This is a genomic window from Bacillus sp. LQ01, from assembly GCF_057624735.1.
Map to the genome: position 1 here is coordinate 333,342 of NZ_JBYEZL010000001.1, position 20,585 is coordinate 353,926.

The 20,585-nt window shown below is 35.7% G+C and carries 20 protein-coding genes; 17 read left to right on the plus strand and 3 right to left on the minus strand.

Going from position 1 to position 20,585, the window contains the following annotated elements; translation table 11 throughout:
- Positions 1-200 precede the first annotated feature (200 nt).
- Both AC22L0_RS01815 and AC22L0_RS01820 read left to right on the plus strand, forming a co-directional pair.
- The gene (locus AC22L0_RS01815) at positions 201-2,567 is read left to right on the plus strand and encodes a DUF6359 domain-containing protein (protein WP_487272102.1); all 2,367 of its coding nucleotides are present in this window, start codon (positions 201-203) and stop codon (positions 2,565-2,567) included.
- A 128-nt stretch (positions 2,568-2,695) separates the two neighbouring features.
- Positions 2,696-2,995, plus strand: coding sequence for a hypothetical protein (locus AC22L0_RS01820; protein ID WP_001176848.1), 300 nt, complete (start codon positions 2,696-2,698; stop codon positions 2,993-2,995).
- A 54-nt stretch (positions 2,996-3,049) separates the two neighbouring features.
- Here AC22L0_RS01820 and AC22L0_RS01825 read toward each other — a convergent pair whose 3' ends face one another.
- Positions 3,050-3,895: a hypothetical protein gene (locus tag AC22L0_RS01825; RefSeq protein WP_000984162.1), complete on the minus strand. Its 846-nt coding sequence runs from the start codon at positions 3,893-3,895 to the stop codon at positions 3,050-3,052.
- Positions 3,896-4,124: 229 nt separating this feature from the next.
- On the opposite strand from AC22L0_RS01825, the gene AC22L0_RS01830 reads away from it, so the two are divergent.
- The 6 genes from AC22L0_RS01830 (at position 4,125) to AC22L0_RS01855 (ending at position 11,448) form a co-directional block, all read left to right on the plus strand.
- The gene (locus tag AC22L0_RS01830) at positions 4,125-4,526 is read left to right on the plus strand and encodes a BlaI/MecI/CopY family transcriptional regulator (RefSeq protein WP_000184503.1); all 402 of its coding nucleotides are present in this window, start codon (positions 4,125-4,127) and stop codon (positions 4,524-4,526) included.
- A gap of 2 nt (positions 4,527-4,528) precedes the next feature.
- The gene (locus tag AC22L0_RS01835; protein WP_458737380.1) at positions 4,529-6,442 is read left to right on the plus strand and encodes a M56 family metallopeptidase; all 1,914 of its coding nucleotides are present in this window, start codon (positions 4,529-4,531) and stop codon (positions 6,440-6,442) included.
- Positions 6,443-6,655: 213 nt separating this feature from the next.
- Positions 6,656-7,228 carry a TetR/AcrR family transcriptional regulator gene (locus AC22L0_RS01840; RefSeq protein ID WP_000963381.1) on the plus strand — a complete coding sequence of 191 codons (573 nt, stop codon included), beginning with the start codon at positions 6,656-6,658 and terminating at the stop codon, positions 7,226-7,228.
- A 216-nt stretch (positions 7,229-7,444) separates the two neighbouring features.
- Complete coding sequence (locus AC22L0_RS01845) at positions 7,445-10,780, plus strand: YhgE/Pip family protein (RefSeq protein WP_487272103.1); 3,336 nt, start codon at positions 7,445-7,447, stop codon at positions 10,778-10,780.
- A gap of 145 nt (positions 10,781-10,925) precedes the next feature.
- Complete coding sequence (locus tag AC22L0_RS01850; RefSeq protein ID WP_001986098.1) at positions 10,926-11,138, plus strand: hypothetical protein; 213 nt, start codon at positions 10,926-10,928, stop codon at positions 11,136-11,138.
- 4 nt (positions 11,139-11,142) lie between these two features.
- The gene (locus tag AC22L0_RS01855; RefSeq protein WP_000140291.1) at positions 11,143-11,448 is read left to right on the plus strand and encodes a DUF2087 domain-containing protein; all 306 of its coding nucleotides are present in this window, start codon (positions 11,143-11,145) and stop codon (positions 11,446-11,448) included.
- A 26-nt stretch (positions 11,449-11,474) separates the two neighbouring features.
- Here AC22L0_RS01855 and AC22L0_RS01860 read toward each other — a convergent pair whose 3' ends face one another.
- Positions 11,475-11,828 (minus strand): PH domain-containing protein, encoded by a 354-nt coding sequence (locus AC22L0_RS01860; protein WP_001068220.1) that lies wholly within the window; start codon positions 11,826-11,828, stop codon positions 11,475-11,477.
- A gap of 133 nt (positions 11,829-11,961) precedes the next feature.
- On the opposite strand from AC22L0_RS01860, the gene AC22L0_RS01865 reads away from it, so the two are divergent.
- Positions 11,962-12,471 carry a GNAT family N-acetyltransferase gene (locus AC22L0_RS01865; protein ID WP_000620018.1) on the plus strand — a complete coding sequence of 170 codons (510 nt, stop codon included), beginning with the start codon at positions 11,962-11,964 and terminating at the stop codon, positions 12,469-12,471.
- A 194-nt stretch (positions 12,472-12,665) separates the two neighbouring features.
- Positions 12,666-13,679, plus strand: a complete 1,014-nt coding sequence (locus tag AC22L0_RS01870; protein ID WP_000103715.1) for a LacI family DNA-binding transcriptional regulator — start codon at positions 12,666-12,668, stop codon at positions 13,677-13,679.
- A gap of 39 nt (positions 13,680-13,718) precedes the next feature.
- Here AC22L0_RS01870 and yhfH read toward each other — a convergent pair whose 3' ends face one another.
- Positions 13,719-13,847: a protein YhfH gene (yhfH, locus tag AC22L0_RS01875; RefSeq protein ID WP_000567010.1), complete on the minus strand. Its 129-nt coding sequence runs from the start codon at positions 13,845-13,847 to the stop codon at positions 13,719-13,721.
- A 180-nt stretch (positions 13,848-14,027) separates the two neighbouring features.
- On the opposite strand from yhfH, the gene AC22L0_RS01880 reads away from it, so the two are divergent.
- The 7 genes from AC22L0_RS01880 (at position 14,028) to cysT (ending at position 20,579) form a co-directional block, all read left to right on the plus strand.
- Positions 14,028-14,762: an MBL fold metallo-hydrolase gene (locus AC22L0_RS01880; RefSeq protein WP_000784680.1), complete on the plus strand. Its 735-nt coding sequence runs from the start codon at positions 14,028-14,030 to the stop codon at positions 14,760-14,762.
- A 9-nt stretch (positions 14,763-14,771) separates the two neighbouring features.
- The gene (gene lplA / locus AC22L0_RS01885) at positions 14,772-15,761 is read left to right on the plus strand and encodes a lipoate--protein ligase (RefSeq protein WP_000897281.1); all 990 of its coding nucleotides are present in this window, start codon (positions 14,772-14,774) and stop codon (positions 15,759-15,761) included.
- Between the two features lie 260 nt (positions 15,762-16,021).
- On the plus strand, positions 16,022-16,450 hold the full coding sequence (locus tag AC22L0_RS01890; RefSeq protein ID WP_098522297.1) for a hypothetical protein: 429 nt from the start codon (positions 16,022-16,024) through the stop codon (positions 16,448-16,450).
- Positions 16,451-16,611: 161 nt separating this feature from the next.
- Positions 16,612-18,144 (plus strand): fatty acid--CoA ligase family protein, encoded by a 1,533-nt coding sequence (locus tag AC22L0_RS01895; RefSeq protein WP_044584217.1) that lies wholly within the window; start codon positions 16,612-16,614, stop codon positions 18,142-18,144.
- 166 nt (positions 18,145-18,310) lie between these two features.
- Positions 18,311-18,487 (plus strand): hypothetical protein, encoded by a 177-nt coding sequence (locus AC22L0_RS01900; RefSeq protein WP_001999272.1) that lies wholly within the window; start codon positions 18,311-18,313, stop codon positions 18,485-18,487.
- A gap of 174 nt (positions 18,488-18,661) precedes the next feature.
- Positions 18,662-19,717 (plus strand): sulfate ABC transporter substrate-binding protein, encoded by a 1,056-nt coding sequence (locus AC22L0_RS01905; protein WP_000758703.1) that lies wholly within the window; start codon positions 18,662-18,664, stop codon positions 19,715-19,717.
- Between the two features lie 34 nt (positions 19,718-19,751).
- Positions 19,752-20,579 (plus strand): sulfate ABC transporter permease subunit CysT, encoded by an 828-nt coding sequence (gene cysT / locus AC22L0_RS01910; protein WP_001227879.1) that lies wholly within the window; start codon positions 19,752-19,754, stop codon positions 20,577-20,579.
- Positions 20,580-20,585 lie beyond the last annotated feature (6 nt).

Below are 20,585 nucleotides of genomic sequence, written 5' to 3' on the forward strand. Positions count from 1 at the left end.
TAAATGTCGATATTTTCTGTTTTCTCTCTCTAACATTATAGAGTGTATTTGTAGAAGGTGTAAAATTATTATTTTGTATTATAGTTTGAAAGCTTGTAAATTAAATAAATCTTTTGTAAAATTTGTCGAAATATAGTTCTATATAACGAATCATTTGTTATGATAGAAATGCTGAGAAAATATGAAATAGAGAGAGGAAAATGGCTGTGAAGAAATTGTTAAGTGTCTTTTTATCATTCTTGCTATTGCTTTCATTTACTGGAACTTTAGCGCAAGCAGAAGAAACTGCTTCTATGTCAGTAGAAAAAGCAATTCAAGTATTTAAGCAGCAAGGGAAAACGAAGGGGATAGTAGAAGGATATATTGTTGGATATACGCAAAGTTCTTCTAAATATACGAAGGATCCAGCTAAGTTTGATGATACAAACGTAGCAATTGCAGATTCGCCAAACGAAACGAATCCAGACAAAATCATGCCCGTTCAGTTACCGAAAGGTGATGTGAGAACGGCAGTGAATGTAAAAGATCACCCTGAAAATATCGGGAAGAAAGTTAGTTTGACTGGGACCCTTGAATTATATTTTAGTAACCCAGGTCTAAAATCAGTAACAGCTTATAAGTTTCAAGGTGAAGGACAAAATCGTGTTAGCGATGTAGTAGCTTCACCGAACGGCGGAGAAGTTGCTAAAGGAACAGCGGTAACATTAACGACGAATACAGAAGGCGCAACAATCTACTATACGTTAGATGGCTCTAATCCTACTAATAAAAGTGTTCGTTATAATGGACAAATTATAGTGAATGAAAATAGTGTAGTGAAAGCAATCGCAGAAAAAGAAGGACTTACTCCTTCAGCAATTTCGACATTTTCATTTATTATCGTAAATAATGAACAGGTTCGTATTCATGACATTCAAGGGAAATCACATATGTCTCCTTACAACGGGAAGAAAGTAAACAATGTGGAAGGCGTTGTCACAGCACTTGATAAAAGCGGCTTTTATATAGAAGATAATCAGCCAGATAATGATCCAGCTACTTCAGAAGGTATGTACGTATATAAAAAAGATGCGAATGTAGCAGTAGGAGATCTTATTCAAGTTGATGGAGTAGTAGAAGAATATGTTGGACCAGGATATGCAGAACGATTTGAAACAGACTTAACGACGACTGAAATTAAAGCGAGCCGCGTTGCTGTAATCGCAAAAGATCAATCTTTGCCAGCACCGATTGTACTTGGGGAAAACGGTGTGAAAATCCCGGACCAGATTATTGATAATGATGCATTTGGTTTATTTGATCCAAATGAAGATGCAATCGACTTCTATGAAAGTATAGAAGGTATGCGTGTTACGATGCCAACACCAAAAATTATTACACCTCAGAAAAACGGAAATTTATATGTAACAGTAAAAAATGGTGGAGATAAAATAGTAACACAATATGGCACACCTCTATTAGATGAAAATCAATTAAACCCAGAGCGCCTTTCTGTAAAAGTACCTCGCGATTATGTAGCAAAAGTAGGAGATACTTTTACTGGAGATATAACAGGGGTAGTAGGATATGATTACGGTTCTTTCCGTATTTCACCAATAACAGAACTGCCAGCTGTAGTGGATGGTGGATTTAAGCAAGTAGGGGCAAATATTCAGCCACGTCTTGATAAGTTAACGGTTGCTACATATAACATTGAAAACTTCTCGGCGAATAAAAAAGAAACAACAGATGAAAAAGTAAAAGCGTTAGCGTATTCTATTAAATACAATTTAAAAATGCCAGATATTATCGGTGTAGAGGAAATGCAAGATAATAACGGATCAATTAATGACGGTACAACAGATGCGTCATTAAGCGCAAAACGTATCATTGATGCAGTTCTAGAAATTCGTGGACCGAAGTATGAGTATGTAGAAATCGCTCCAAACAATAATCAAGATGGAGGAGCACCAGGAGCGAATATTCGCGTCGGTTTCTTCTATAATCCATCACGCGTGAAATTAGCGACGGTACCGAAGTTACTTGATAAGAATGTTGTTCGTATTGGAGACGAAAATCCATTGTTTGAAAGTACACGTAAACCGCTAGCGGCAGAATTTACGTTCCAAGGACAAAACATTGTTGTCGTTGCAAATCACTTAAACTCAAAACTAGGAGATGCAACGCCATTTGGAAAAGTGCAGCCGCTCGTATTAAAGAGTGAAGACAAACGAATTCAGTTAGCACAAGAAGTAAATTATTTCGTGCAAGGAATTCAGAAAAAGAATACAAATGCACCAGTTGTTGTGTTAGGTGATATGAACGATTTCGAATTCTCTAAAGCATTAAAAACACTAGAGGGAACAATCTTAAAAGATATGTTAAACACAGTGCCGAAAGAGAATCGTTACACGTACATTCACGAAGGAAATGCACAAGTATTAGATCATATTTTAGTAACAAACAATATCGCACCACACACAATTGTAGACCCAGTACACTTAAACTCAAACATTATGAAAGAACACGGACGTGTAAGTGACCACGACCCAGTACTTGCTCAAATTGATTTGAAGAAGGCTTCTTAAAGTGGGGAACGCTTAGGTGACTAAGCGTTCTTTTTTTGCATCGTTAATAGTATAAAGAGATGATTCCTTTTTTTGTAATCTAATGATAAAATTGATTGAATATTTAGTTTTTAATAAGGGGGACAACAATGCAGTTACAAATAAATGGAAAGGTAATGAATCAGTTTGCAATTTTTTTTAGTACGATCGTCATGCTTCAGTTTGTAGCTGATATAACAGGACTTACAAGCAATCTAGATATTACGTATAACTTAATACATACAGCAGCTTCTTATATAACATTTAGTTTGGCGGTTATTTTCACTTTAATAGGTGCAAGAAGAGAATTAAGTAAATATGCAATTGTTTCATTATGTTTAGTAATAGCGATTAAAGCGATTTATTTTGTAGCGGTTGTTATTTTATGGGGATTGGCTGGTACACCGTAAGTGAATAGTAAATAAAACCCTAATTTCCAATATAGTAAGGAAATTAGGGTTTTATTATACTTGAAACGCTTTTCTACACCGCTCTCTTTTTTGCAACCTTCTTCTATATTTTTTTTTATCACGTTTTACTCCTTGTATATACATGATTAAGCTAACGAGGAGGAAGAATGCACATTGTATTGTCAAAATATACGGCGACATGCCATGCAAAGGTTGTTTTGGGTCATATAAATGAAAAGGAGCTCCGCCTATTGTAGGGAATATCGTATTTAGCAGGACGTATGGAATGGAGGCAACTGCAAATGGGAAAAGAATCGCCATATAGTCCTTTTGTGACCACGCAGATGCAGCAAGTCCTAAAAGGGCCATTAAACCTGCAAATAAAAAATTAATTCCAATATATACAGTAATGTAAGTGAGGGGAGATTCGTAATATAAGTTTGCAAACATCCCATTATCATTTATAATGCCTGAACCAGCCGTCGGTTCTCCGTCTGGAATGGTTAATTTGCAAAATAATAACGATAAGATGAACGGAAATGTATAAAGAAGTCCGCCACAAAAGAATGTAACAATATATTTCGTTACTGAATAAGGGAACAAAGAAATCCCTTTACTTACAAACGGTTTAAAACCATCTGATTTATCCGAATTGTAACTTGTACTAAAGGGGAAACTGGCAATAACGGGCATTAATAATAAATAAACATCCATTTCATTGTCCCGAAATCCAATCCATTTAAAAGCTGTTGTTACAAACGCATCCGTTCCATCCCCAATGTAACGAATTACATAATAATAATGGTAAATAAAAATAAGAGCTAGTCCACTAAACATAATAATTAAAGAAACACGATTACAAAAAGCTTGCTTTATATTTAAACGAAGTGCACGCATCATGACTGAAAAAGCCTCCACTGTTTTGATAAACTTGTCTATTTTCTATATTACTATTAATTGTAAAGATTTTCTTGTTTTTTTATTTGATTATTTGAAAAAGAGGAATTTTGTTGTTGGTAAGTAAGGTTTAGCTGAAATTAATTTTTCTAAAATATGGTTGACAATTAAGTATTACATTTGTAATCTTAATTATAGATTACAAATGTAATACTTAGGAGTGAAATATACTATGACAAATCAATTACCTAAAATATCTGAAGCAGAATTAGAAATTATGAAAGTGCTTTGGTCGAATTCTCCGCAAACAGCGAATGAAATTATAGAAGAACTGGAAGATGCAATGGACTGGAAACCGAAAACAATCCGCACATTAATTAATCGATTAGTGCAAAAGGAAGCCGTTTCTTACCATCAAGATAAAGGGCGTATGTACGCTTATTACCCGTTAGTATCACAAGATAATTATTTGCAAGTGGAAACGAAATCTTTACTAAAACGTTTTTGCGGTGCAGCGTTTAAGCCATTACTTGTTAATTTCTTAAAAGAGGAGAAATTATCTTCAGAAGATATTAATGAATTAAAACGCATTTTAGATGAGAAGACAGAGGAGAATAAGAGGAAGGATCGATAAAAATGATAAACACGCTTATAAATGTATACCTTCCTCATTTTTTTGATTGGCTTATAGAAACGTCACTTATGGCTAGCATATTAGTCGGATTTATTTTATGTATAAAAGTTCTATTTAGAAATAAATTAACCCCCCGGTGGCAATATATGCTGTGGATCGTATTAATGATAAGACTCCTTTTACCGTGGTCGCCAGATAGCTCTTATAGCATTTACTCATTACTTTCTTATAGTTCTAGCGTATCGGAAGTTATTCCAAAAAATATGCCGGCTACTGAGAATATAGTGAACATAGAAAGCGACCGAAAAGTGGAATTGGAATCAAATTCTAAAATGGTGACAAAAACTAGCGAACCGGAAGTAAAAGTCAGTTCGGAAAAACAGACTACATTTTCTTTATACAAACTTGCTTTGTATGTGTGGCTAGCTGGGGTAATCATATTAGCAGCCATCACGTTTCTTACAAATAGACGTTTATATTCTTACATAAAGAAACAACCGGATATTACGGACGAACAGGTCACTACAGTGTTTAATCGCTGTAAGCAGTCTATGAAAATGAAGAAGGCAGTTTCATTACGTCTTGCAGGAAAGATTGCAAGTCCAACGGTTTTTAGTTTCTTTCGCCCGAAAGTATTACTATCAAAAAAACATATGAAAGTATTAAATGAACAACAATTACAATATGTCTTTTACCATGAGTTAGCTCATATTAAGAGAAACGATGTAGCTGTAAATTGGATTATGTACAGTTTAATCATATTAAATTGGTTCAATCCAATTCTTTGGTACGCCTATTTTTGTATGCGAGAAGATCAAGAATTAGCCTGTGATGCATATGCACTTACTTTTATAGATAAAGAGGAACAAATTGCATACGGTCATACAATTATTACCCTTTTAGAACACTATTCCTATCAAGTACCAAGCCTAGCAAATTTAAGTAGAAATAAACGAACACTAAAAAGGAGAATCATTATGATTAAAAAATTCCAAAAGAAATCGTATCGTCTTTCTTTACTTGGAGTGATTGTCATAGTTGCTATAGCATCTCTTTCTTTATTCAACGCACGTGCAACGGAAGGGAAAGAAAAACAAAAGGATAAAGTAGAGCAGTCAAAGGATGCTTTCCAAAATGCTGTAGATACATTATTTGGTACAGAGGAAAAGGCGAGAAAAGAGTGGGGGATGTCAAAATGGCAATATGAAAACCGAACAGCCTTTTTATATCATGCTGAAAAAGCTTTAACAAAGGAAGAGTTTGAGAATTATGTGCAGTTATATAAAGAGGTATTGCAGATCGAGAAAAAAGGATTAGTTAGATTAAACTTACCCGAAAATTTCCAAGGGGATATAAAAGAGGTGAAAGAAGAGCGCTTAAGTACAGAAAATCGTGAAAAATTAAAAGAAATTCATAATAAAACAACTCCTTATGAGGATAAGGTAGGGAAATATTTAACATATACAGTTGAAGAAGTGCAGCAACATGTTGATTTCCAAATCAAGAGGCCAACTTATACAATTAAAGGATATACCCAAAAAGACGAAAGAGTGAATTATTATCTTAAGATAAAACCGGAATTCACTATTGAATTAGAATATACGAACGGAAAAGGAAATTATACAATTTCTCAATCGCAAGTTTTTGGGGAAAGCAAAGACCCATTTAGCCACCAGTTTATAGTGCCTGAAAATATAGAAAAGTACGAACTAGAAGGGAATCAAATATTCTACGCTACTCATCACTCGGATAGTAATTTACAAGGTATGAAGATGATTGTTCCAGCAAAAGGGAAAAATAGTGCATACCAAATCGTTATTATTAATCATAGTTTAGAGAACCCAGGAGAAGCAGTATTCGATAAGAATGTAAATAAAGAAGAATTAGAGAAAATTATGCTTTCTATGTTGAAATAGCAAAAAGGTGTTCTTAAGATGTATATCTCTAGAACATCTTTTCCTTTTCTCTTTTCTTCTGATAAACTATGGAAAGTATGATATACACTGACTGAAATTTTTTTATACTGGAAATAATAAAAAGAGAACTTGTATAGAATGTAAGCGTGTGGTAATATCAAAGATGTACTGATTGACTATATTATCCAATTGGTCATTTTTGGAGGTGACAATGTGGCGATAGATCGAAAACGTTCTATTATTGAAGCTGCAACAAAGTCTTTTTCAGCGTTCGGTTATAAAGCAACAACGATGGATCAAGTAGCGAAGTTAGCGAATGTAGGAAAAGGAACGATTTATACTTTTTTCAAAAATAAAGAAGAGCTATTTGGTGAAATTATTTCTAATTTAATTACAGAAATGAAGCAAGTTGCAGAAAGTGCAATTCGTTCAGATGTTTCATTTTTTGAAAATGTACATAGAGCATTATATAGCATCTTGGAATTTAGAAAAGAACATCAGCTCATGATTAAATTAATTCAAGAAGAGCGCGATATGGGAACGAAAGAAGTACAAGAAGTGATGCAACAAGTTGATGTGGAAATCGTTTCTGTTATTCAATCGTATTTAAAGATTGCGATTGAAAAAGGTGAAATTAGCAAATGTGATCCAGAAATTACAGCATTTATTATGCTTCGTCTATATGTATCGCTTATTTTTGATTGGGAAAAAAATCACGAACCGCTAGAAAAAGAAAAAATTGCAGAGTTATTTGAACTTTATTTACTAAAAGGATTGTCAAACTAAGATAATCCTTTTAATTTTATAAAAAATGACCAAATGAACAATACGGTCATATATTTAAGTTAAGGGGGGATATAGAAAAATTATAATCATAATAAGAAAAAGTTGCATAGTAATAAATTCGGGGATAAGGCATATGTATGAACAAGTATAGCCTTTTTGTTTGGGTAAAAATGACTATATGAACATTTTGGTCATTTTATAAAAGGGGGAGAAATTATGAAAGGGAATCAGTTACTTCGGAAAGAGTTCACGGAAATTATAAAAAGTAAAAAAATATTAATTCCAATTATTGCGGTCTTATTCGTACCGATTTTATATGCAGGGATGTTTTTGTGGGCCTTTTGGGATCCGTATAAACAGTTAGATGACTTACCAGTTGCAGTAGTCAATTTAGATAAAGGCGCAGTATTTGATGGGAAATCAATTGAGGTCGGAAAAGGGCTCGTTGATAATTTAAAAGATAATAAAAGTTTTAAATGGGAGTTCGTAAGTGAAAAAGAAGCGAAGAAAGGAATGGAAGGTAGAAAGTATTACATGTTAGTGCGCATTCCAGATGACTTCTCAAGTAACGCTACAACGTTACTAAAAGACAATCCAAAGCCATTAAACTTAGAGTACATTCCAAACGAAAGCTTAAACTTCTTATCTTCACAAATTGGAGGAACAGCCATTGAAAAGATTAAAACTGAAGTATCAAGCACGTTAACGAAAACATATGCAGAGAAAATGTTTGATTCCATTCAAGACGTCTCAAAAGGATTAGCAGATGGGGCGGAAGGAGCAAATAAACTACACGACGGATCAAGTGAGCTGCATGATGGTTCAAGTAAAGTGACGGATGGCCTTCATACACTTCAAGGGAAATCTAGGGAGATGAAGGATGGAGTTCAGAAATTAGCAGATGGATCTAATAAATTAGTAGATGGATCAGGCAAAGTAACAAACGGTTTAAATGTGCTAAATAGTAAAACAGGTGAAATGCAGGTAGGTATCGGAAAATTAGTAGATGGGTCAGGCAAAGTAACAAATGGTTTAAATACGCTAAATAGCAAAACAGGTGAAATGCAGATAGGTATAGGGAAATTAGTAGATGGGTCAGGCAAAGTAACAAATGGTTTAAATACACTAAATAGCAAAACAGGTGAAATGCAGATAGGTATAGGGAAATTAGTAGATGGGTCAGGCAAAGTAACAGATGGTTTACACGTATTAAATAGCAATGCAGGTATTGGAAAATTAGTAGATGGATCAGGCAAAGTAACAGATGGTTTACATGCATTAAATAGCAATGCAGGTATTGGGAAACTAGTAGATGGATCAGGCAAAGTAACAGATGGTTTACATGCATTAAATAGCAATGCAGGTATTGGGAAGTTAGTAGACGGATCGGGCAAAGTAACAGACGGTTTAAATACGTTAAATAGTAAAACGGGTGAGTTGCGTGATGGATCTGAGAAAGTGACCGGTGGCTTGAACAAATTAGTAAGTAAATCCGGTGAATTAAAAACAGGAACAACGGATCTATCAAATGGTATGGGAAAACTTGTTGAAGGGCAAAGCCAATTAGAGGAAGGTTCTCAAGCGATCCAAAAGGGATTGCAAGAGTTAAATAGTAACGTACAAAAGTCTGCTGCAGGCTTAGAGGAAATGCAGTCGAAAGTTCCTTCTATATTGAATACAGTAAATGAAAAAATAGATGGAGCTGGGGCGAATGTAAATCAGTTAAATGAACTTACACAATCAACAGCAGGAGATGCAAAAAATGCAGCACAAGAGGTAGCGAATTTACAAAAGCAAATTGAAAGTTTACCAAAAGAATATCAAGAGCAGTTACAGCCATTCGTAACAAGTGCTGTAAAAAGTACAGCGACAGTTCAGCAAAAAGCTGCCGGAGTAGCAGGTGGAACAAATAAATTAAATGAAGAAGTGAAACAATTAAAAGGTGAAATACATCAAACAACAAATGGGTTGCAAAAAAACTTACCAAATCCAGCAGGGATAAAAACTCTAGCAGGTGCTATTGAGAAACTAACGAGCGCACAAAATGAATTTGTTAGTAAGTTTCATGGATTTGGTGAGGGATTAGATAATGCAAAAATAGGTGCCGATAAATTAAAAGATGGATCAGTTCAATTAATTGATGGAGTAACGCAATTGCAAAGTGGCTCTGGAAAAGTGACAGCAGGATTAGGTCAATTATCTGCAGGAGTAAATCAATTAGCAGATGGGTCTGGTCAAGTAACAGGCGGTTTAGGAACATTATCTGTAGGAGTATCCAAATTAGCAGATGGGTCTGGTCAAGTAACAGGCGGTTTAGGGACATTATCTGTAGGTGTAACGAAATTAGCAGATGGCTCAAGCCAAGTAACAGGTGGTTTAGGAACATTATCTGCAGGAGTAAATCAATTAGCAGATGGCTCGGGTAAAGTAACAGGCGGTTTAGGTGCATTATCTGCAGGAGCAAATCAAATGGCAGGTGGTGTACATCAATTAGCAGATGGCTCAAGTCAAGTAACAGGCGGCCTAGGTCAATTATCTGCAGGAGCAAACCAAATGGCAGGTGGAGTAAATCAATTAGCAGATGGCTCGAGTAAAGTAACAGGCGGTTTAGGTACATTATCTGTAGGAGCAAATCAAATGGCAGGTGGAGTAAATCAATTAGCAGACGGATCTGGTCAAGTAACAACGGGCTTAGGTACTCTAAATGGTGGCCTAAATCAAATGTCAAATGGCTCAACCCAGCTAATCGACGGCGTAAATAAACTAGCAGATGGCTCAGGAAAAGTAACAGATGGTCTCGTAAAAGTAAACGACGGTTCAGGTGAACTTGCAGAGAAACTTGGCGAAGGGGCAGAGAAAACTGGGGAAGTAAAAGGAACGGATAAAACGTATGATATGTTTGCAAGTCCTGTAAAAGTGAAGACAGAGAAAATGGCGGAAGTTCCTAACTACGGAACTGGATTTACGCCGTATTTCTTATCACTCGGTTTATTTGTTGGGGCATTATTATTATCTATCGTATACCCATTACGTGATACAGTAGGCGTTCCAAAATCAGGATTTAGTTGGTTTATTAGTAAGTTCGGTGTTTTACTATCAGTTGGTATTATTCAAGCGATAGTAGCAGATGTTATATTACTGTTCGGATTGGGTGTAGAAGTACAAAGCATTCCATACTTCATACTCTTTAGTATCATTACAAGTTTAGCATTTATCGCATTAATTCAATGTTTAGTAACAGCATTCGGTGATGCAGGCCGTTTTATCGCCATCATCACATTAATTATGCAGCTTACAACGAGTGCCGGAACATTCCCGCTAGAATTGATTCCGAAGTTTTTACAACCATTCAATGCTTGGTTACCGATGACATACTCTGTATCAGGATTGAAAGCAGTCGTATCGAGTGGAGACTTTGACTTCATGTGGCAAAACATAGGAATGCTCATGATCTTTATCGTTGTATTATCACTTGGAACGATCGCTTCCTTAACTTTGATGCACAAACGACAATTTAAAAATGTTGCTGAAAATCAATCGGTTGAAGCGTAGATAAAAGCACCTTTTTGGTGCTTTTTTATTTTAATAGAGGGCACATCTTTTCCTTAGTTCATCTATAAATCTTTCTAAAAGCTATAGAAACGAAAGAAAAGGAATTACAACAATTTACAGAGAAACATAGGGTAGAGGAGTTGATATGATGAAAGGCAATCTTACTTATTATTTTATCGTAAATCCGCTAATAATCTTTCTTGTTTACGCCCTTTCACCTATATTGTTTGATAAAGAAGTATATACAAGTATGAAAGATGCATTTGGAATACTTACGTTCTATTATGTGTTAATGGGTGGATATTACTTTATTGATATTTTAAGTGAAAAGATAAAGAAAAAAAGTGATGGAGGATAACAAAATGACTGAAAGTGAAATGAAATTCCGGGATACGACCATTCGTAACTTTTTCGATAAAGAGGATCGTTTAAAATCGATTCCAGGTCAAAAGAAGAAAAAACTAGTATTGTTAGAGCATTTAATTAGCAAGTTAAATGCTGAAAATCAATATACAGAAAAAGAAATTAATACATTTATAAAACAATATCATGATGATTTTTGTACAATTAGACGTGAATTTATTGTACAGGGGTTTATGAATAGAGAGGATAATATGTACTGTATAAACGGGAGGGAAGTTTGGACGAAGTGGGAGGAGTTAAAATAATGAATCAGCGAGGGGATCCCCGCTGATTATAAGCCTGTGCTAGTCTTGCTGTTTCTTTGTAGTAAGTCTATGAACGCTTCAACATTCGAACTTGTAATGTATCCAAGCGTTATATATTCATCTTCATAGTAAAATATTATTTTTTTGTCAAAGATTCTTCTCTTCGTTTCTATGGATAGAATTTTTTCATAATCAAATTCGGCAATGAATGTGTTTTTATATTGGCTAAAAAAGAGAAGTCTTTGATTAGTAGCAAGTAACATGCCAGGATACGGGACTTTATGCGTAATCATATAGCCAGTAAGTGAACATTTTAAAGTAGATAAAATCTTTTCTTCTTTATGTAATAGTTGTTTTGCAGCTGTTAAGATTGGATTCATTGCATACATTCCTTTTATTTTGATGTATGAATATTGTATCAAGAGTAAAAAGATTCTCAATATGCAATATTGCATATTGGACGTTTTATAGTTTTAATATTATTTTTTAAAAGAAAAAGTACGAGGTGATTCAATGATACGATTAGCAAAAGAGGCTGATGCAGAAGCAATAATGAACATTAGAAAAGAAATTATATTATCGGAAAATACTACAAAGTTTTTCATAGTATCTCCAAAGAAATTACCGAATGATATTGATGCAGAAAGAGAAAAGATACGGAAAAGTAATGAGAAAGGTAATCTTTATATTGTGTATGAAGTAGATTATAAGGTGGTAGGCTTTTTACTTTTCAACCGATATGAACTAGAACGGTTACAACACGCAGGCACAATGGGAATGGGGATTAAAGAGGCGTATTGTAATCAAGGCATCGGCACGAAATTAATTGAATTTCTTATTAGTTGGGCTAAAGGGCAGAAAGGTTTAGAGAAAATTTGCTTAGGTGTAGTTTCTGTTAATGATCGGGCAATTAAAGTGTACAAACGTATGGGTTTTGTAGAAGAAGGAAGACAACGAAAGCAAATTAAATATGAAGATGGATCATATGGAGATGATGTATTGATGGGCTTTTATATTAAATAAAGAATATATGGTATTAAGAAAAGGAATGTACATAACGTAAATTTCTAAAAGCAGTATATTGCCCCTGCATTAACAGACTTTTACCTATGTATAATATTAATATAGTAAAATCATAACAACCGATATTGCAGTTTCCAATAATATACTATATAATCAATTTAAGAAAACGTTTTCATGCAAAGGGGGAGAATTTCGTGTCGACTATAGAGGACGTGGCGAAATTAGCAGGGTTATCAAGGACAACGGTTTCTAGGGTGATTAATAATCATCCATATGTTTCAGATGAGAAGAAAAAAAGGGTTCAATTAGCAATGAAGCATTTAGGCTTCGTTCCTAATTCTGCGGCGAGAAGGCTTCGTAAACAAAAAACGGAAACAATTGCGGTGCTAGTTCCAAGGATTACAAATCCTTTCTTCAGTAGATTTATTGAAGCAATCGAGATTGCTGCTTCTGAACATAAATATAAACTGATTATTTGTCAAACAAGATATTTACCGGAAAAAGAGATGGAGTATTTACAATTATTATCTACGAAACAAGTAGATGGGATTATTCTATGTTCACTAGAAAATCCGTGGGAAGATGTAGAGCCATACTTACAGCACGGTCCAATCGTGTTGTGTAATGAATATATTGAGGAAGCAAATATTCCAACAGTGAAGTTTGATCATGCGCAAGGAGCATACATAGCTGCGAAGCATGTGTTAGATCAAGGATATCGTAATCTTATTTTTTGCCGTGGTAACGAAACCAAAGTCGTTAGCCAGCAGCGAAAAATGGGCTTTTTACGTGCAATAACTGAGAAGAGCCGCCAAGTAGAAGCGATTGACTTTCTTGAAAACGCTTTCTCTTGGGAAGATGGAAAACGAATATTCCATGAAGTATTAAAGGACAAAAAAAATCCTACCGCGATTTTGGCAGGAGGCGATGAGGTAGCAGCTGGAATTATCTCAGAGGCGAAACGCCATAACTGGAGCATTCCAGATGATCTCGCTGTTATCGGTTTTGATAATCAAATATTATCGCAGATTACAGAACCAGGTATTACGACAATTGAACAGCCAATTGATGAAATGGCCAGAAAAGTTGTCGACCTGATGATGGATAAAATCCATACGAAAAATTATCGAAAAAAAGAATTGTATGAGTTTGAACTGGAGCTCTTGGTGAAAGGTTCAACGATGAAGGATAAGATGTTATTAGCCTAGTAGACTATGTCTGCTAGGTTTTTTTATGTTCACAAACTACTATTCTTCGTGAACGCAATCGTCACATTTGTTATGGTATGCTTCGTGCTGCTCATCAATTTCTTTCCCGCAGTGTGCACAAGTTTTCGTCGGTAAATTTCTGAAAAACTCCATTGGTTGATCGATCATGTCAATCCCTCCATTTCCATTTATTACTATCATTGTATTAGTACAAAAAATAAAAGTCAACAACTGTTTTATAACAAAATTGAAAAATAATGAAAAAGTTTAGGAAATGGATTATAGTTAACAATGTAGGATGTAAGTAAAACATGCATTTCTACTCGGTTTTAGAAAGGATGGATACATATGAAAATGACTGTTGTCGGCTTTTGGGGCGGCTTTCCAGAAGCGGGAGAAGCAACGTCGGGGTATTTGTTTGAACACGATGGTTTTCGTTTACTTGTAGACTGTGGTAGTGGTGTACTAGCACAGCTTCAAAAATATATAACACCATCTCATATAGATGCAGTTGTACTGTCACACTATCATCACGATCATGTTGCGGACATTGGGGTATTGCAATATGCGAGATTAATTATGAGCGGGGCGAAGGGGCAACTACCGGAATTACCAATATACGGTCATACGTTTGACGAGAATGGATTCCATTCTTTAACACATGAACCACATACGAAAGGAATCGCGTACAATCCAGAAGAAACACTTCAAGTTGGACCGTTCTCGATTTCGTTCTTAAAAACTGTTCATCCTGTTACATGCTTTGCGATGCGTATTACAGCTGGAGATGATGCTGTAGTATACAGCGCTGATTCAAGTTATATTCCTGAATTCATTCCATTCACGAAAGATGCTGATCTTTTCATTTGTGAGTGTAATATGTATGCACATCAAGAGGCTGCAAAAGCAGGGCATATGAATAGTACAGAAGTAGCAAGTATTGCAAAAGATGCAAATGTAAAAGAACTTTTATTAACGCACTTACCGCATACAGGCAACCCATCTGATTTAGTAACAGAAGCAAAACAAATTTTCAGTGGCCACATTACGCTAGCGCATAGTGGCTACGTATGGAACTCATGAGGTGATACGATGTTATTTATTGATAATAAAGGAATTACAGATCCTAGAATAAACTTAGCGATTGAAGAATATTGTGTGAAGAATTTAGATATTAACGAAACATATTTACTGTTTTACATTAATGAGCCTTCGATTATCATTGGTAAAAACCAAAACACAGTAGAAGAAATTAATGCAGATTACGTAAAAGAAAAAGGTATTCATGTCGTTCGTCGTCTATCAGGCGGAGGCGCAGTATATCATGATTTAGGAAACTTAAACTTCAGTTTTATTACAAAAGATGATGGAGACAGTTTCAGCAACTTCAAAAAATTCACAGAGCCTGTAACGAAAGCGCTTAGTAAATTAGGCGTAAATGCAGAACTAAGTGGTCGTAACGACATTTTAGCTGAAGGTAGAAAAATTTCAGGTAACGCGCAGTTCTCAACGAAAGGTCGTATGTTCAGTCACGGTACGTTACTATTTGACTCTGAAATCGATCACGTCGTATCGGCATTAAAAGTAAAAATGGATAAGATTCAATCAAAAGGTATTAAATCAATCCGTAGCCGCGTTGCGAACATTACAGAGTTCCTAAATGAAGAAATGACGACAGAAGAGTTTAGACAACTTCTTCTAGAAACAATTTTCGAAGGAGAAACAGAAATCCCAACGTATGAATTAACAGAAGAGGATTGGAAAGAGATCCATAAACTTTCTGAAGAACGCTACCAAAATTGGGATTGGAACTACGGAAAATCACCGAAGTTCAACTTACAACATTCACACCGCTTCCCAGTTGGACAAGTTGACGTTCGTCTTGAAGTGAAAAAAGGAACAGTAACAGAATGTAAAATTTACGGCGACTTCTTCGGTTCACTAGATGTTCATGATATCGAAGAGCGTCTAACAGGCGTTCAATTCGATAAAGATGCATTCACTGTAGCTTTAGAAGGCGTAGATATCGCACGTTACTTCGGTAACATTACAACAGAAGATTTCTTACATTTATTCTTCTAAAAATGAGGGAGGCTGCCATCACGGGCAGCCTCTTTCTTTTTGCGTAGATTGTCAGGTTTTGTCGGTAAGTCGATATAACTGAAAAATCGCTGATATAAATTGAGTTGCGCTGATATATTTGGAAAATCGCCGATATAAATTGAGTTGCGCTGATATAACTGAAAAATCGCTCATATAATTTCATTTACCACAAAACATAAAATCACAGGACATTTGCCCCTCGTAAAGGAATATATATATTCAAAAGGAGGCGAATCGAAATGAAAAGGGTAATGTACGTTGTATTATTACTCAGCTTCGTCGTCGGAATGACAGCGTGTAGCAGTGGATCGCCCTCAAGTCGTACAATTTTGTCTATCGGAAAACCAGCGGAGGATAATGTCATATATTTTACGCATACAGATAACAAACGAAAGATACATGATATACAAGACATGTTTCAAAATAAGAAGTGGAAAAGAAATGAAACATTCAGCACTGTTAATAAAACACCAGATGTCGTCTTATCAATAGATGAAGATAACAAAGGGTTACCGGCATTATATGTTACCGTGTATTTTCATGAAAATGGAGCGGACGTTTTGAATTTGTATGGGGAGTATACGAGCTTAAATAAAGAGGAACTTGAAAATCTTAGAAAAAAGATGAGTGCATATTATCCTAAAATGATTTTTGGTCTAGTGTTATAAATTACTTGTAAATAAAATCCCCTTATTTTTCCAAAGTAAACTAAGAGAAGGTGATCTGTCTATATGCAGTTAATAGAATATCACTTGCCACTTTAATTTTCTTTTAATATAATTAATTTAGAATTTTTAAATATTCTAAAATTTATAAAGGTGGGGTTTTTGTGAATCTCGTTCAATCTTTGGCTGAAACGGCAAAAAAGAAGGGGGAAAAACCGGCTTATATATTTATGGATCAGTCGGTCTCATATGACCAATTAAACAAAATGGTCACAAGGTTTTCTAGCAATTTAGCAGAAATGGGCATTGGAAAAGGGGACAATGTCGCATTAGTTGTTGGGAACTCACCACATTTTTTGGTCGGTTTATACGGAACAATGAAAGCCGGAGCAACTGTTATTCCAGTTAATCCAATTTATACAGCAGACGAAATGCATTATATTTTACAAAATGGAGATGTAAAAACAATCATCGTACTCGACGTCCTTCTACCTGTTATACAATCTCTTACAACAAGACTTCCTTCATTAGAAAACATCATCATATGCGAAACCTCATCAGATTTTAACCATACAGAAACCGAAAAAATGAAAACGTTTACTAGTTTTGTGGGGACTGGAGATACAACTTACGAAGGTCCTGAACTAGATGAAGAAGATGTAGCGGTTATTCTATACACATCGGGCACAACTGGAAAACCGAAAGGCGCTATGTTAACACATAAAAATTTATATAGTAATGCGAACGATGTGGCGTCGTATTTACAATATACGGCTGATGACCGCGTTGTTGCGGCACTGCCTATGTTCCATGTATTCTGTTTAACAGTTGCGGTAAATGCACCGATTGTGAACGGGGCAACGATTTTAATGTTACCGAAATTTAGTCCGAAAGAAGTATTCCGTATTTGTCGTACGTACGAACCAACGATCTTTGCTGGCGTACCGACGATGTACAATTATTTATATTTATTTGAAGAAGCAAGCGCAGAAGATGTGAAGACGCTTCGCCTTTGTATTTCCGGTGGTGCATCGATGCCTGTTGCTCTTCTGCAAAACTTTGAAAAACGTTTTAACGTTATTGTTTCAGAAGGATACGGTTTATCAGAAGCATCACCAGTTACTTGTTTCAATCCGCTAGATCGTCCTCGGAAACCAGGATCAATTGGCACAAATATTTGGCATGTAGAAAATAAAATTGTAAATGAACTTGGGGAAGAAGTACCTGTCGGCGCAGTCGGTGAATTAATTGTTCGCGGACCTAACGTTATGAAAGGATACTATAATGCACCAGAAGATACAGCTGCGACATTGAAAGACGGCTGGCTATATACAGGTGACTTGGCGAAAATGGATGAAGAAGGTTACTTCTATATCGTGGATCGTAAAAAAGATATCGTCTTAGTTGGCGGTTATAACGTATACCCTCGTGAAGTAGAAGAAGTATTATATACGCACGAATCAGTAGCGGAAGTTGTCGTAATCGGTGTTCCTGATGAAAACTTAGGAGAAGCTGTGCGAGCGTACGTCGTTTTGAAGCAAGCAAACGTAACAGAAGAAGAACTAATGCATTACTGTAGGTTACATTTAGCGAAATATAAAGTGCCGAAAAGCATTGAGTTTTTAATAGAATTGCCGAAGAATACGACGGGTAAGTTGTTAAGAAGAGCATTGAGAGAGAAAGCGATGCAAGTGTAAAAATGAGGCAACCATCTTTGGAGGTGGTTGCCTCATTTTTTTTGTATTGATTAAGCGGTGGTGCCATATATTTAAACCTGTATATGACCAACAAGGAGGGGACATACGTAGAACAGAAGAAATTAACGCTTACGTCGGGTGCAATATCTTATTTGTGAAATTATGGATGAACTCTGAAAGTGATAAGAACGGTAATTTTAATCAAAATGGAGTAGTGGACTGTGAATCAATGGCTACGGTGTTAGTAAATGCATATAAATTAGAATGGAATGAAAATAGTAAGTTACCAAAAGAATTTGCTGATTTGAAAAATCATTGGGCTCAACGTATGCCAATATTTTAGTTTAATAAGAAAATTCAAATTCCAAGTTGACACATGTGAATTACAGAATTAAAATGAAAAGAAATCGAATAGAATACATTAGAAGCTAATCAGATAAACTGAAGGCGCACAATGTTCACATTTGTGAATATATTGTGTGCCTTTTTCTATTGTATAAACTAAGGGGGCTTAACGATGAAAAAGTGGGGTAAGACAGCGTTTATGAAAAGTACAGGTGTTTTATTATCAGCAGTTGTACTTTTATCAGGGTGTGGTTCGGCAACATCCACTAGTAATTCTGAAGGAAGTGGAGATAAAAAAACAGTTGAGCTTTTAAATGTTTCTTATGATCCAACGAGGGAGTTATATCAAGATTTCAATAAAGATTTTGCGAAGTATTGGAAAGAGAAGCACGGGCAAACAGTAAATGTAAAACAATCACACGGGGGATCTGGAAGTCAAGCGCGCTCTGTTATTGATGGCTTAGAAGCAGACGTTGTTACACTAGCACTTGCTTATGATATTGATGCGATTAGTAAGAAAAAACAATTAGCAGAAGATTGGCAGAAGCGACTTGCGAATAATTCCACTCCATACACGTCAACAATTGTATTTCTTGTTCGAAAAGGAAACCCGAAAGGCATTAAAGACTGGGATGATTTAACGAAAAAAGGTGTGTCTGTCATTACACCAAACCCAAAAACATCAGGCGGGGCACGTTGGAACTATTTAGCGGCGTGGGGATACGCACTGAAAAAATATAATAATAGTGAAGATAAGGCGAAAGAGTTTGTTAGCCAAATTTATAAAAACGTAGAAGTATTAGATTCAGGAGCGCGCGGAGCAACGACAACATTTGTTGAAAAAGGAATTGGTGACGTATTAATCGCATGGGAAAATGAAGCGTTATTATCCCAAAAAGAGCTTGGAAAAGATAAATTTGAAATTGTAACCCCTTCTATTAGTGTACTTGCAGAACCACCAGTAGCGGTTGTAGATAAAGTCGTTGATAAAAAAGGAACGAAAAAAGTAGCAGAAGGGTATCTTGAATATTTGTACTCAGAAAAAGGACAGGAAATTGCGGCAAAAAACTTTTATCGTCCACGTAATGAAAAAGTAGCAGAAAAATATACATCTCAATTTCCGAAAGTTCAATTATTTACAGTAGATGAACTATTTGGTGGCTGGAAAAAAGCGCAGGAGAAACACTTTAATGACGGCGGCGTATTCGATAAAATTTATCAAAAATAATGCGTACTGCTAAAGGGGGATGAGGTGAAAGAGGATGAGGAAGAAACGTGTTTTACCAGGGTTTGGATTATCGCTTGGATTTACAATGTTGTACATGAGTTTATTCGTACTTATACCACTTTCTATCGTATTTATTCAAACTTCACAGTTAGGTTGGAAGAAGTTCGCTGGGGTTATAACGAACGAGCGTGTGTTGCATTCCTATCAAGTTAGTTTTACAACTTCATTTGCAGCTGCTATTGTAAATGCCATTTTCGGTTTATTAATAGCATGGGTGCTCGTACGCTACAAATTTCCGGGAAAAAGACTATTAGATGGACTCATTGATTTACCGTTTGCACTTCCGACAGCTGTAGCTGGTATTACACTTACAACGCTTTATGCGGAAAATGGATGGATTGGGAAAATATTTAGTCTGTTTCATATAAAAGTAGCTTTTACACCACTCGGAATTATCGTTGCGCTTACTTTTATCGGTTTACCATTTGTCGTTCGAATGGTGCAACCAGTGCTGCAAAATATTGATAAAGAAGTAGAAGAGGCAGCTTCGAGTTTAGGTGCATCCCGCTTACAAATATTTGTGAAAATCATTTTACCAGAAATCTTTCCCGCTCTTCTTGCCGGTTTTTCACTCGCATTTGCAAGAGCATTAGGAGAATACGGATCTGTCGTTTTCATCGCAGGTAATATGCCGATGAAAACAGAAATTGCACCACTGATGATTATGACGAAACTAGAACAATATGATTACGCGGGGGCAACAGCTGTAGCGACCGTGATGCTTATTATTTCCCTTCTTTTCCTTCTTCTTATTAATATGATTCAAAGCTGGAGTAGAAGGCATGAACTAAAAAGTGAATAGGAGGAG